This is a genomic window from Paenibacillus sp. FSL P4-0127 (assembly GCF_038007325.1).
GTDB classification, from domain to species: Bacteria; Bacillota; Bacilli; order Paenibacillales; family Paenibacillaceae; genus Fontibacillus; species Fontibacillus macerans.
This window is the reverse complement of record NZ_JBBOWY010000001.1, coordinates 2,683,026-2,697,293: the sequence shown is the minus strand read 5'-3', so window position 1 is coordinate 2,697,293 and position 14,268 is coordinate 2,683,026. Positions and strand designations below refer to the sequence as shown.

10 protein-coding genes are annotated in these 14,268 nt (G+C 55.7%); 1 reads left to right on the top strand and 9 read right to left on the bottom strand.

The features are described from left to right. Nucleotides 1–44: 44 nt before the first annotated feature. From aspS to NYE74_RS12150, 6 genes are all read right to left on the bottom strand, one after another. Nucleotides 45–1,823, bottom strand: coding sequence for an aspartate--tRNA ligase (aspS, locus tag NYE74_RS12175; protein WP_036627717.1), 1,779 nt, complete (start codon nt 1,821–1,823; stop codon nt 45–47). 49 nt (nt 1,824–1,872) lie between these two features. After that, nucleotides 1,873–3,117: a histidine--tRNA ligase gene (hisS, locus tag NYE74_RS12170; protein WP_036620647.1), complete on the bottom strand. Its 1,245-nt coding sequence runs from the start codon at nt 3,115–3,117 to the stop codon at nt 1,873–1,875. A gap of 678 nt (nt 3,118–3,795) precedes the next feature. Beyond that, complete coding sequence (locus NYE74_RS12165) at nt 3,796–4,254, bottom strand: hypothetical protein (RefSeq protein ID WP_036620645.1); 459 nt, start codon at nt 4,252–4,254, stop codon at nt 3,796–3,798. A 203-nt stretch (nt 4,255–4,457) separates the two neighbouring features. Beyond that, on the bottom strand, nt 4,458–4,625 hold the full coding sequence (locus NYE74_RS12160; RefSeq protein WP_164815308.1) for a hypothetical protein: 168 nt from the start codon (nt 4,623–4,625) through the stop codon (nt 4,458–4,460). A 676-nt stretch (nt 4,626–5,301) separates the two neighbouring features. Beyond that, complete coding sequence (gene dtd, locus NYE74_RS12155; protein ID WP_036620643.1) at nt 5,302–5,751, bottom strand: D-aminoacyl-tRNA deacylase; 450 nt, start codon at nt 5,749–5,751, stop codon at nt 5,302–5,304. Between the two features lie 21 nt (nt 5,752–5,772). Continuing rightward, the gene (locus NYE74_RS12150; RefSeq protein WP_036627716.1) at nt 5,773–7,950 is read right to left on the bottom strand and encodes a RelA/SpoT family protein; all 2,178 of its coding nucleotides are present in this window, start codon (nt 7,948–7,950) and stop codon (nt 5,773–5,775) included. Nucleotides 7,951–8,258: 308 nt separating this feature from the next. Here NYE74_RS12150 and uraA point away from each other — a divergent pair, with 308 nt between their 5' ends. Then, complete coding sequence (gene uraA, locus NYE74_RS12145) at nt 8,259–9,557, top strand: uracil permease (protein ID WP_036620640.1); 1,299 nt, start codon at nt 8,259–8,261, stop codon at nt 9,555–9,557. A gap of 383 nt (nt 9,558–9,940) precedes the next feature. On the opposite strand, the gene NYE74_RS12140 is transcribed toward uraA, so the two are convergent. The 3 genes from NYE74_RS12140 to NYE74_RS12130 all read right to left on the bottom strand — a co-directional run bounded on the left by NYE74_RS12140 (nt 9,941) and on the right by NYE74_RS12130 (nt 14,199). After that, on the bottom strand, nt 9,941–10,453 hold the full coding sequence (locus tag NYE74_RS12140; RefSeq protein ID WP_036620637.1) for an adenine phosphoribosyltransferase: 513 nt from the start codon (nt 10,451–10,453) through the stop codon (nt 9,941–9,943). A gap of 134 nt (nt 10,454–10,587) precedes the next feature. Further along, nucleotides 10,588–12,996, bottom strand: a complete 2,409-nt coding sequence (gene recJ, locus NYE74_RS12135) for a single-stranded-DNA-specific exonuclease RecJ (protein ID WP_036620634.1) — start codon at nt 12,994–12,996, stop codon at nt 10,588–10,590. A gap of 246 nt (nt 12,997–13,242) precedes the next feature. Further along, nucleotides 13,243–14,199: a cation diffusion facilitator family transporter gene (locus tag NYE74_RS12130; protein ID WP_124332590.1), complete on the bottom strand. Its 957-nt coding sequence runs from the start codon at nt 14,197–14,199 to the stop codon at nt 13,243–13,245. Nucleotides 14,200–14,268 lie beyond the last annotated feature (69 nt).

Genomic DNA, 14,268 nt, shown 5'->3' with positions numbered 1-14,268 from the left:
CTAAGCACCTCCCGAAATATGGCATGTATGGCATTTCATGTTGTTTATTTCTTCGCTTCGGCCGGTTTGACGGCAAGCTTGATATGCAGCTGCTCCAACTGCGACCCGTCCACTTCGGAAGGCGCGTTCATCAGCAGATCGGTCGCGCTCGCCGTTTTCGGGAAGGCGATCGTTTCGCGCAGGTTCGAACGTCCGGCAAGCAGCATCACCAGGCGGTCGAAACCGAAGGCGATTCCGCCATGCGGCGGCGTGCCGTATTCGAACGCATCGAGCAGATAGCCGAATTTGTCCTGGGCTTCTTCCGGCGACAGGCCGATCGCATTGAACATCTTCTCCTGAACGTCGCGCCGGTAAATCCGCATCGAGCCGCCGCCCACTTCGTAGCCGTTCAGCACGAGGTCGTAGGCCTGGGCCAAAATTTTGCCCGGATCGGTGTCGAACAAAGGCAGATCTTCGTCGCGCGGACGAGTGAATGGATGGTGTTCGGCAACGTACCGTTTCTGCTCCTCGTCCCAGCCGAGCAGCGGGAAGTCCACCACCCAGGCGAATTTATAGACTCTGTCGTCGATCAGGCCCAGGTCGCGGCCGATTTTGAGGCGCAGCGCGCCAAGCACGTCGGCGACGACCTTTTTATTGTCGGCGGAGAACAGCAGCAGGTCGCCTTCTTCCGCGCAGGTGCGTTCCTTCACCGCGGCGATTTCCTCTTCGGTGAAGAACTTCACGATCGGGCCGCGGAATTCGCCTTCCTTCACTTGAATCCAGGCGAGGCCTTTCGCGCCGTAGCGGGCGGCGTACGGTCCCAGGTCGTCGATGTCCTTCCGGCTCCAGGTGCCGCAGCCTTTGGCGTTCAGCACTTTGACTTCCCCGCCTTTTTCGATGACGGAAGAGAACACCTTCACGCCGCTGTTCGCCACGAGATCGCTAACGTCCACCAGCTCCAGACCAAAGCGCAAATCCGGCTTGTCGGAGCCGTATTTGCCCATCGCTTCCGCGTAGGTCAGGCGCTGGAACGGCGTAGGAATGTCAATGCCCTTCGTTTCCTTGAACAAGCGCACAACCAGCTTTTCCATCATATCGAGCAGATCGTCCCGCGACAGGAACGAGGTCTCGATGTCGATCTGGGTGAATTCCGGCTGGCGGTCGGCGCGCAGGTCCTCGTCGCGGAAGCAGCGGGCCATCTGGTAGTAGCGTTCCACGCCGCTGACCATCAGCAGCTGCTTGTATAGCTGCGGCGACTGGGGCAGGGCGAAAAACTCGCCCTCGTGCACACGGCTCGGCACAAGATAGTCGCGCGCGCCTTCCGGCGAGCTCTTGGTCAGGATCGGCGTTTCGATTTCGATGAAGCCTTCCGCATCGAGGAAGTCGCGGAATACTTTAGCCGCTTTCGAGCGCAGCCACAGCGTTTGCTGCATTTCCGGACGGCGCAGGTCCAGGTAGCGATATTTCAGGCGCAGCGATTCGTCCACTTCGATGCCGTCTTCAATGAAAAACGGCGGCGTTTTCGCGGCGTTCAGCACCTCGATTTCCGTGACCTGTACTTCGATTTGCCCTGTCGGCAGGTTCGGGTTCACCGTCTCCGGGTCCCGCTGCACCACCTTGCCGCTCACGGCAAGCACGTATTCGCTCCGCACCTTGTCGGCAATTTGCAGTGCTTCCCCGGAATAAGCCGGGTTAAACACGATTTGCACGATGCCGCTGCGGTCGCGCAGGTCGATAAACAAGACGCCTCCCAGGTCGCGGCGGGTTTGCACCCAGCCGTTTAACGTGACGGTTTCTCCAATATTCGCGGTGCCGAGGGCGCCGCAATGATGAGTACGCTGCATCATGTAAAAACACTCCTTATTATATGTTGTTTAAAAAGTCATCTATTGATCACGATAGCTCATGAATCAATTCGCTCAGCTTCACGGTGCGCTGCTCGCCGCTCTCCATCGATTTGAGGGCGATTTCTCCGCGCTCCAGCTCGTCGTCGCCGAGGATCGCCGTATAGCGGGCTTGCATCCGGTCGGCAGACTTCATTTGCGCCTTCATTTTGCGCCCCAAATAGTCGCGTTCGGCGGAAAATCCCGCCTGCCGCAGCTTATACAACAGGGTCGTACTCTCCTTGTCGGCCGCCTCGCCGAGCGCGACGAGATATACGTCGAGAGGTTTGGCGGCGCCGATGCCGATCTCCTGTTTTTCCAGGATCAGCGCGATCCGCTCCAGGCCTAAAGCAAGCCCGATGCCCGGCTGATCCGGACCGCCCACTTCGGCCACCAGGCCGTTGTAGCGGCCGCCGCCGCCGATCGTGTCGATCGCACCGATCCCCTGCGCTTTGTATTCGAAGGCGGTATGCGTGTAATAATCGAGCCCGCGCACCAGCCGGGGATTGATAACGTAATCGACCCCCATGGCGGTCAGCAGTTCGCGGACTTTGGCGAAATGCGCCGTGCATTCCTCATCCAGACTGTCGAGAATTGAAGGCGCCCCGGCGAATTTGTCCTGATCCACCTTGCAATCGAGCACGCGCAGCGGGTTGCGTTCTATCCGCGATTGGCAGTCCTTGCATAGGGAATCCTTCATCGGTAGCAGGAAAGCAAGCAGCTGCTCGCGGTAGGCGGCCCGGCTCGCCGGATTGCCCACGGAGTTGATTTCCACTTTGACGCCTTGAAGTCCCAGCTCGCGGCAAAACTCGTAACCCAGCGACACGACTTCGGCGTCGATCGCCGGGTCCGTCGCTCCGAAAGCCTCGATCCCGAATTGGTGGAACTGGCGCTGGCGGCCGGCCTGCGGCTGCTCATAGCGGAACATCGGCCCGATGTAATACAGCTTGCTGACGTCCGGCTCTCCGAACAGCTTGTTCTCCACATAAGCGCGAACAACTCCCGCCGTGCCTTCCGGCCGCAGCGTCATGCTCCGGTCCCCCTTGTCCAAGAAGGTGTACATCTCCTTCTCGACGATGTCGGTCGTTTCCCCTACACCGCGCTCAAACAGCGAGGTTTGCTCGAAAATCGGCGTGCGGATCTCACGGTAATTAAAGCGGCGGCAAATATCTCTGGCCGACTCTTCAATAAACTGCCATTTCTCGACGGTGCCCGGCAGCAAATCCTGCGTGCCCTTCGGTTTTTGAAAAGCCATAGTTCATCCTCCATCCTAAATTGCTCATCAAAATAAAAAACTCCCGTTCCTGTTTGATGCAAACAGGGACGAGAGACTGGTTTCCAAATCACCCGTGGTGCCACCCACATTCCGAATTCCTGATTCGTACAACACCAGCCGTGATAACGGCAATGCTGCATGCGAAAAAGGGATTCGCTTTAAGCGGTTATCGCCCGCCTACGCCGTACGTCTACTTTGCCGTAGCGGAAGCCTGTTAAGGTGCCGCTCACCGCATTTCGCCGCCGGTTCTCGGGGAAGTCTTTCGTTCAATCATCACCGGAATCCTTCCAGCCTGCTTCATAAGCGGATAGCGGCTCCTAAAGAGCGCCTATCGCCACGAAGACTCGGGATCCCTCTCTGCGGGTGTGGGGTCGAATTACTTTGTCCCGTCATCGAATTGCTATCATACATTTATTTATTTCAATTGGCGCCCCATACCAGGGGGTGACATCAACTGTTATTTCTTGATTGTATGTAACCACCGCGCTAAAGTCAAGTCTGCTCAACAAAAATGTCGGATTAAAGAAAAAAACCTGTCACCAACGGGGTGCAGGTCCAAAGGTATATATTGTATTAAAAAGGGGGTTATGCTGTTATTATAAACAGCTTATGTTAAGGGATCATGAATCTAATATTACAGTTATATTACAGCATGGCTTAACCTATAGGAATATACGCTCCGTGGGCGCGCAATTTTTGCACGATCCTGTCGTAATCCTCATCTTTTACCGCCGCGCTGAGCACATATTTCCAGCCTTCCGGCCCGTCCCCGGTATTCACGACGTTCCGGGCCGGGTCCATTTCCCGCTCGCCGGCCACCGCCTCGCTGTGCTCTCCGTTCAAAGCGTCGCCAGCCCCCCGGTCACCGAAAGCGAATACCGGAAGCGCGCTTTGGCCGCCCCGCAGCGTTCCGGGAAGCGGCAGTCCAACGGTGCCGCCGGAATTCATCGAGCCATTGGGAACGGGAAGCAGTTGCACCAGCAGCTTGTTATCTTCGCCCGTTCTGTCGTCCGTATGCCCCGCCTCTACCTGGTTCGGCGCGTACGAGAGCAGGCCGATTCGCGCCCCCTCCACCTGGTCTTCGGTTCGGAAATAAGCCTGGATATGTTTGGTCATGCTTGATCATCTCTCCTTCATCTCGGGTGTAAGCATCGATCGCCGAACGATTCTTTGCTTGTTATTGCCCGAATCGGGAGAGTTTATGACGAATGTGGCGAATTGCCCGATAAAGCCAAAAACGCAAGCCAGGAGAGCATTTTACTCCTACGCTTGCGTTTTGTTATTATTTCCACTTCTCGCCACCGCTATAATGACAGCGTTCAGCTTCCCGGGCGCGGAAGCCACTCGGCGGACGGCTTAACCTCCCGCGGGATCAGCTCGTAGGCTTCCGGTTCCGCCGCACGCGCCAGCATGCGGGCTTCACCGCGGTCTCCCGCCGCCAGCAGCGGAACGCTCCGCCAAGCTTTGGACTTTGTCGATTGACGCATAGGGTTGTGGGCTCCTTCAGGACATCGTTGTTGGTACCCTCAAGTGTACCCTCGGCAAGCCCCAATTATCCCTCTTCGGCAGCAGATATCCGACCTCATGAAGGCTAACGGACTAGACAACCTTATTTGCCCGAAAAAAGGCTCTTTTTCCACTGGCGTTGCATTAAATCTGACAAGATACATTTTCTAGCCACACCGGTATTCTAACGGTTGCCACAAACATTATTTGTTCCAAAAACGTTGATTTCAAATTGTAACGGTTGCCGGAGCGCTTATTTCACTTAAATCCGGCTCAGTTTGCTTAGATTCAGGCAAATAACGGCGATCACAACCGTTAGATTTCCGGCGGGCGCATTATCGGCTTGAAAACATGATCATTTCCCCGGAAATCTGGATCCCAGGAAATCTGAAATGGATCAGGGCTGCAAGTTGTCTAGATTGAAAGTTAATGCAACACTAGTGCTCTTTTTCATTTCTAACGGACAGGAGAGCCTCTATTTGCTCAAAAAAGGCCGGATACGCGCACATCAATACCGAATAAGGTCTGTGGTGTCCGTTACATTTTGAAAACGGTCGTCTTCATCGAAATAACGGCGCTGGTGTCCGTTAGGGTTGGAAACGCTGCCGGAGCGTCAGGTCGTCCTGCAAGCTCGAACAAGCCCCAACAAGCTCGCGCTTAAGCTCCGCCAGGGCTGTCCAAAATCAGCGTGACCGGCCCCCAATTGACGAGCTCGACGTTCATGTCGGCCCCGAATTTGCCGGTTTCCACCGTCAGCCCTTTCTCCCGGAGCATCGCATTAAACCGCTCGTAAAGCGGCTCGGCGGTTTCCGGCCGGGCGGCCGCAGTGAAGCTCGGACGCTTGCCGCTTCGGCAATCGCCGTACAGCGTAAACTGCGACACGGACAAAATGGCTCCGCCGATATCCGTCACGCTAAGATTCATTTTGCCGGCTTCGTCTTCAAAAATGCGCAAACCGGCGATTTTTTCGGCCAAATAAGCGGCATCCCGTTCCGTATCCTCATGCGTAACGCCGACCAGCAGCATTAAGCCCCGCCCGATGGAGCCGATCGTTTCTCCCTCTACCGTGACGCGGGCTTGCCGGCAGCGCTGAACCACAATTCTCATCGTCTTCACCTTTCAACTCGGCTATTGCATAATCCGGTGCACCGTATACACATCTTTGACCCGCTTGATTTTCTCCACCACGGATTGCAGGTGATCGGTGTTGCGGATCAAAATCGTCATATGCACAAAAACCATTTTATTTTTATCCGAACGGCCGGACACGGCCGAAATGTTCGTTTTGCTTTCCGAAACCGCCTGCAGCACTTCGTTCAGGAAGTTGCGGCGGTCGTGGCCGGTAATCTCGATATCGACGTTGTAATTCGCTTCGATCGCGTTCTCCCATTCCACCTCGATCACGCGGGCCGCTTCTCCCCCATCGGTTCCCGCCGGGATGTTCGGGCAGTCGCTGCGGTGCACGGAAACCCCGCGGCCGCGGGTGATGTATCCGACGATTTCGTCGCCCGGCACAGGATTGCAGCAGCGGGCAAACCGCACCAGCAAGTTGTCGATGCCTTTCACGACCACACCGTTCGTCGGACGATGCTTGCGGTCTTCCGGAGCCTTCACTTCCTTGACCTCGGAGGTCAATTCGATATGGCCCGCAGCCTCCTCCTGCTCCTTGCGCAGCTTTTCGGTCAGCTTGGTGACGATCTGGGAGGCGGTAATGCCGCCAAACCCGATGGCCGACAGCATGTCGTCGATGTCGTTGAAAGCGTACTTCTTGGCCGCCTCGAGCAGCTTCTCGTCCGTCATAAACGAAGGCGGCTCGATCCCGGCGCGTTTCAGTTCGCGTTCGATCGCTTCGCGCCCCTTTTCGACGTTCTCCTCCCGCTTCTCTTTTTTGAACCATTGCTTGATTTTGCTTCGGGCATGGGAGGACTGGGCGATTTTAAGCCAATCCTGGCTTGGCCCGTAGGAATGCTTCGAGGTCAGAATCTCAACGATATCGCCCGTTTTCAGACGATGGTCGAGCGGTACGATGCGCCCGTTCACCTTGGCGCCGATCGTCCGGTTGCCCACCTCGGTATGAATCCGGTAGGCGAAATCGAGCGGGACGGAGCCGGCCGGCAGCTCGATGACTTCCCCGGACGGCGTAAACACAAACACCAGGTCGGAGAAGAAATCCATTTTGAGCGATTCCACAAATTCGGAGGCGTCCTTCGCCTCATGCTGCAGCTCCAAAATTTCGTTGAAGAACGTAATTTTGTTTACCAGGCCGTTGTCGCCCGATCCCTCTTTATAAGCCCAATGGGCCGCGATCCCGTATTCCGCCGTCCGGTGCATTTCCCAGGTGCGGATCTGCACCTCGGTCGGCTCCCCGTTAGGGCCGACGACCGTCGTGTGCAGCGACTGGTACATATTGGCCTTGGGCATCGCAATGTAATCCTTGAACCGCCCCGGCATCGGTTTCCACAACGTATGGATTATGCCCAAGGTTGCATAGCAATCCTTGATATTTTCCACGATGATGCGAATGGCCAGCAGATCGTAAATTTCGTTGAACTGCTTGTTTTTCGTCGTCATTTTCTTGTATACGCTGTAAATATGCTTCGGCCGGCCGGACAAATCGGCCTGCACGCCCATTTCCTCCAGCTTTTCGGCGATGCGGGCGATGACGTTTTTGATGTATTCCTCGCGTTCGGCCCGCTTCTTGCGCATTAAGTTGGCGATCCGGTAGTACTGTTGAGGATTGAGATACCTTAGCGCGATATCTTCCATCTCCCATTTGATCGCGGAAATACCCAATCTATTGGCGATTGGGCAAAAAATTTCCAATGTTTCATAAGCGATCCGCCGCTGGCTCTCCTCCGACTGATATTTCAGCGTCCGCATATTGTGCAGACGGTCCGCAAGCTTGATCACGATCACGCGGATGTCCTGAGCCATGGCGATAAACATTTTCCGGTAGTTTTCGTTTTGCTGCTCTTCTTTGGATCTGAATTTGATCCGTTCCAGTTTCGTCAGCCCGTCGACAAGCAGGGCGCAGTCATTTCCGAATTGTTCCTGTATCTCTTTCAAGGACACGGTAGTGTCCTCTACGACATCATGAAGCAAGGCCGCAATGATCGACAGTGCATCCATCTGCATGTTAACCACGATATCGGCCACCGCAAGGGGGTGAAGAATATACGGCTCTCCGGATTTGCGGACCTGTCCGTGATGGGCCTGCTCCGCAAACTCGTACGCTACCCGTATACGCTGAAGCTCCGGTTCCTTTATATAGGCAGACGCCTTTTCGAGTAATTGCTCTATGCCCATTGAGATCCCGTTCGATTCCTTTCTATATGAAAATATGCTGAAAAAACCCATACAAGAGCATAAATCGCCTTATTTTGATTTCCTATAATTATGACTCTTGCGCCCCCTCTCGTCAACTACCGGCCGTCCGGCGGTTCCAGGCTTTTCCGGCATGGGCGGATACCACAATGCATGTCAAATGGCCGGGCAGGAGATGTTATGGAAAATGACACGTCCAAGTAATTTCTTGTTGAAATATGACGGCAATGTATTTAATCTATTAAGGATAGTTATCCTATGAACGTTTAAATTTAGAGGAGTGGTCCTGGTTGCAACGCGAAATTCAAGTTAACGAAAAAGTTCCTTTCGGCCCCGGCGTTCTGCTGAGCTTGCAGCATTTGTTCGCCATGTTCGGAAGCACCGTGCTCGTCCCGAACCTGTTCGGCGTCGACCCCGGCATGATCCTGCTGATGAACGGCATCGGCACCTTGCTTTATATTTTGATCTGTAAAGGGAAAATCCCCGCTTATCTCGGTTCCAGCTTTGCGTTTATCTCTCCGGTGACCCTGGTCCTTACGAACAATCCGGGGAACGGTTACGCCATGGCGCTCGGCGCTTTTATCGTTACCGGCGTCATTTTCTCCGTCATCGCGCTCCTGGTCAAGTATGCCGGCACCGCGTGGATTGACGTCGTGTTCCCTCCGGCGGCCATGGGCGCCATCGTCGCGCTGATCGGCCTCGAGCTCATTCCGGTGGCGGCGGGCATGGCCGGCTGGATCAACAGCGATCCGGCCAAACCTTGGACCCCCGATCCGACCAGCATCATGCTGTCGCTGATTACGCTGGGCGTAACCGTGCTGGGCGCCGTACTGTTCCGCGGATTCCCCAAAATCATACATATCCTGATCGGGATCGTCGTCGGTTATGTGCTGGCTTTAGTCCTGAGGCAAGTCGATACCGCCAAGATCGCCGCAGCGAATTGGATTTCGCTGCCGACGGTGACCACGCCGCAGTGGAGCCTGCCGGCCATCATCACGATCATCCCTGTGGCGCTCGTCGTAATCGTTGAGCATATCGGACACCTGCTCGTCACGAGCAATATCGTCGGCAAAGACTTGTCCAAGGATCCGGGGCTTCACCGTTCTTTGCTCGGGAACGGCATTTCGACCATCCTGTCCGGTTTCGTAGGCTCTACGCCAAACACGACATACGGCGAAAATATCGGCGTGATGGCGCTCACCAAAGTATATTCCGTGTTCGTCATCGGCGGAGCGGCCATCTTTGCTATCCTGCTCTCCTTCTCGGGCAAATTTTCGGCGATCGTCGCCTGCATTCCGGGACCGGTCATGGGGGGCGTTTCGCTCCTGCTGTTCGGCGTCATCGCCGCCTCCGGCCTGCGGATTTTCGTCGAGCAAAAGGTCGATTTCTCCAAGCCTACCAATATGCTGCTGGCCACGGTCGTGCTCGTCATCGGCCTCAGCGGAACAAAGCTGACGATGGGCAACGTCGAACTGAAAGGAATGGCTCTGGCCACGATCGTCGGCGTTCTGCTCAGCTTGTTCTTCAAGCTGATTCAGGTGCTGGGCTGGTCGAACGAAAAGGAAGAAGCCGCGCATAAAGCGGACTAAACGCACCGGCGGTTTAGTTTCATTGCCGCCGGAAATAGCGGTAAAAAATGCCGTTATTCCAGCGGTTTCCCTCTATATGAAAGAAATAAAGGTAATTGATGCCCCTATTTGCCCGGATTGCCGGGCATTACCCGCATTCTGGCCATTTCACTGGAAAATAGGGGCAAAAAATGCCGCTAATGACGAGGACCATGCTAATCTCCGGATAATAAGCACATAAAGTGCCGCTATTGTAAAGAGACCGGCGGTTGGCCTTCTTCGAAGTAGTTGGCTTGTAAAGACCGTTTTCAAGGTCGATTTAAGGTCGGGCCCTTGCCCTTGCTACCGCTAAATTTAATAAAAGACCGAGCCAGGAACAAATCCTGCTCGGCCTTTTTTTCATTTTAGTAAGTTACAAGGGAAAATACTTCGATGCCCGGCAATTTGGCCCGGCCGTTCAATTCGCTAAGCTCGATCAGAAACGCGGTGCCCGCCACGTTGCCGCCCAGCTCGCGAACAAGACTTACGGAAGTCGAAATCGTTCCTCCCGTCGCCAACAGGTCGTCGGCGATCAGCACGTTTTGGCCGGGTTTCACCGCGTCGCTGTGCATCGCCAGCCGGTCCTTCCCGTACTCCAGATCGTATTCCACCTCAATCGTCTTGTAAGGAAGCTTGCCGCTTTTGCGGATCGGCACGAAGCCGACGCCAAGCGCATACGCCAGCGGCGCCCCCACGACGAAACCGCGCGCTTCAGGGCCGGCGATCAGGTCGATCTTCAGGCCGGAAACGAGCTTTTTCAAATCGTCGATGGCCTGCTTGTATTTAGCCCCGTCGTTAAGCAAGGTCGTAATATCTTTGAAGCTGATCCCGGGCTGGGGAAAATCTGGAATCACCCGGATGTAATCTTTATAATCCAATCCAATCTCCTCCTACGTAACTACGTAATATGCAGTGCTTTGATTATTTTTTAGATATCAGGGAGCACAAGCTTATAGGCCCCGCCCTTTCTGATACCGCAAGATAAACCATTCTAAAACTAGATTAAGTTAATCTATGAAGCCCCTTTAATCCGGGTTAACATCCATTTGGTAATTTCCGGAACCCGGGCATGAAGCAGCATCTGCTCCATTTCGGCGAGCAGCCCGAACTCCCGGTAACGGCTTGAGGTTTCCAGCGGCCGTTTGGAAGGAGAAGGGTTGACGGCGATGGAGCCCGACGCTCTGGAGATAAAACCCAGTTCCTCGAACACGCCCAGCGTTAGCTCCAGCATCCGCCTCGACCAGCCGGTCCGTTTCAACAGCGCCGCCACTATTTCTTCTTCGCGCAGAGCCGCCCCGCCAAGCCTAAGCAGCAGGCCGTACACCTGCTTGAAATGATCGCGGGACGGTGTTTCGATTCTTTCCTGCGGCGAGCGCTGCGGATGCAGCAAATAAATTCTTTCCAACGACACAAACGCAGCCATCATCCGGCTCCAGCCTTCCGAGGCATCCGGCAGCTCAAGCACAAACAGCGTCGTAACGCGGCTTGCGCCGACCGATTCCGCCAAAGCGTTGCCCGGCAGAACGCCATCGTCCTTATCATATACCCAAACCGAGGTATCCTTCAAATCGCCAAGCTGAAGCAATTGAGGGCCCGAGCCAGCCGCGATCACGGCGGGGATGTCACGTTCATACGCCGGCAGGTGAACGAGCGTGCTCTTAAGCTGCTCCAACTGCATAGCCGGATTCCGCGAACCGCGGTAATCGAACACCTGAAGATGGGAAACCGCAAGATCCTGAATCATCAGCTGCGGTTTGCGCGAGCCGTTCCATTCGTTAATTCCGGCTTCGCACACCATGTCCAAAACCGCCTCTTCCGCCAGCAGGGGCGCAAGCTCTCCTTTGCCGAAGGCTACGGCCTCCACGGTCACTCCGTTTTGCCCGACAACCAGCTTCAAATGCTTGCCGTCTTTGCCCATTTGCCGGCATTCCACCAGCTTTACGCCGCGGATCAGCAGGCGCGGACACGTATTGGCCATCCCGAACGGAGCCAGGCTTTCCAGTTCCTCGATGGACGATAACGTGATCTCCTTAAGCGAACATTCCAAATCGGTCGTAATCACGGGTACAAAATGCTCCGGCCGGAGCTTGCCGGCGGCGAAAGCATTGAGACGACGCGAAAATTCGGCCAGGTTGCCGCGCCCCAGCGACATGCCGGCCGCCGACGGATGGCCGCCGAAATGGTCGAGCAAATCGGCGCAATCGGTTAACGCCTCGTAGATGTCGAAGCCGGGAATGGAGCGGGCGGAGCCTTTGCATTCGCCGGTTTCCGGATTAATTCCGAGCACGATCGTCGGACGGAAGTACCGCTCCAACAGCTTTGAGGCTACGATGCCGACGACCCCGGCATTCCAGCCCTCTCCGGCCACAACGATGATATTCGGCAAACCTGCGTCACCGGTCTGCTCCTCGAGCTGCAGCAGCGCCTCCTGCACCATGCTTTCCACCAGCATCTGCCGTTCCTTGTTGAGCACATCAAGCTCCTCGGCAATCGTTTCGGCCTCGTCCGCGTTTTCGGCGGTCAGCAAAGCGACCGCCCGGTCCGCGTGGCTCATGCGCCCGCTGGCGTTGATGCGCGGCGCCAGCCCGAATGCGACCGCCGTCGAGGTCACTTCGCCCTTGGACCAGCCGGCGGTTCCGAGCAAAGCGGTCATTCCCGGAAAAGCCGATCGCGACATCGCGACGAGCCCGGCCCGGACCAGCATGCGGTTTTCTCCGACCAGCGGCATCAAATCGGCGATCGTTCCAAGCGCTACCAGTTCCGTCCAGCATTCCGGGGTGTCATCCCCAAGCAGCGCTTTAGCCAGCTTGAAAGCGACGCCGACACCGGCCAATCCCTTGAACGGATAAGGACAAAAGGGGAGCTTCGGGTTAATTAAGGCGTAGGCTTCCGGAAGCACCGCCGGCGGTTCGTGATGGTCCGTCACGATTACGTCCATGCCCTCCTCGCGGGCATAAGCGATCTGTTCCACCGCGCTGATGCCGGTATCCACGGTAACGACCAGCGTAACCCCCTTCTGCCTAGCCTGCTCCAGAACCGGAATATGTAAACCGTAACCTTCCTTGGTACGATGCGGGATATAGTATTCGTATGTAGCGCCCAGCTTGCGCATCAAACAAATCATCAGCGTCGTCGAGGATACCCCGTCGGCGTCGTAATCTCCGTACACGAGGATCCGCTCCCCGTTTTCCACGGCCCGGCGAATTCTCGGGACCGCTTCCTTCATGCCGCTAAGCAGCATCGGATCGTGTTGATCGGCGGCCGTTCCTTTCAAAAAAAGCTCCGCCTCCTCCGGCTTCGCCATCCCCCGCGTAACCAGCAGCGAGGCGACAAGCGGAGAGAGGTTAAGCCGATCGGCGAGCAAACGGGCGGCTTCTTCGTCGGCGGGAAGCGGGTCCCAGCGGTACTTAGGATGAAGCATGGGCGGCACCTTCTTTCTAGAGGTAGTTCAAAAAGTCATCTTTTGATCACGAAGCAGGTCAAGAAGTGAACTCGACGTCGAATCTTGAATTCAGCCGGGCCTTCCGTTGCTCACGTAGGATCAGCCTACGCTCCGCTACTCAGTCCCTAGCTTCATCCAACCTTCTCGGTGCTGAAAACCTGACTTTTTGAACCTTCATTCAAATGTCTTTTACGCATTTAATGTCTTTTTACGCAGGGCCAAGTGTCATTGCAGTAAATTCGGCATATCGCTGCCGTTTTCCTCCGCGTTGCTCTTATAAGGATAGCCGGCGTCGTAAGGCGCCACTTGAATCCGTACTTCGCTTACGTGGGAAAACCGGTTGAGCAGCAGCATTTTGGCGCGATTGGCGATGTCGTTTGCTTCCATAACCGTGATCCGCGGATTCACGCTGATTTTCGCGTCCACGATAACGTAATGTCCATTCTCCTGCGCTTTCAGTTCATCGACGGCAATAACGCCGTGGACCCGCTGGACCGTCTCGATAAAGGAAGTGGCGTCTTCCTCCTGAATGGCGGAAACCAGCCGGCCGTAAAGGGACTCCCTGATCAGACGGTACGCTCTCCAAAAGACGAGGCAAGCGATAAAAAAGGCGGCCAAAGGATCAAGATAAAGCAATTCAGAAACCCCCATCGCCTGCCCCGCCACCGCGCCAAAAACACCGATGAACGCAGCTACGGAAGAATAAAGAGAGTAACGGTGCGTTGCGATCAGCGATTGCGCGGTTTTGGGATCCTCTTTCCGGGACTGGCGAAACCGGAATTGGAACACCGCTTCCTTCAGCGCAAATGAAACGACGACGGCGACTCCGGCCATCACTTCCGGAGGCTTGAGCTCGTCTCTGGCGATATTCGATATGGCGGCAATCATCATCTGCAGTCCGCCCATAAGCAGGAACACGGCAAAAAAGATCGCAAGAAGCGGCTCAGCCCCTTCTCTCCCGACATATGCCGCGTGCAGCGCTCTCCGCTTCCGTAAACCGGGCCACTCCACTTTTGCGGCGATTTCGGCCGCGGCATCCGAAGCGGAGTGCAATGCGGCCGCCAGCAGCGCCCGGCTGTCGAACCATAGCCCCACCATCCCTTTAAAGACGGCAAGCGCTGCATGGCTTACGATGCTAAGCCAAGCGGCGGAATCGGAAAAGGCAGCATGTTCGCGTTTCATAATGACCTCCTAAAACCATGTAGAAACTGATGAAGAATGATAGAGCCGCGTCTTTAGTCGACGCGGCTC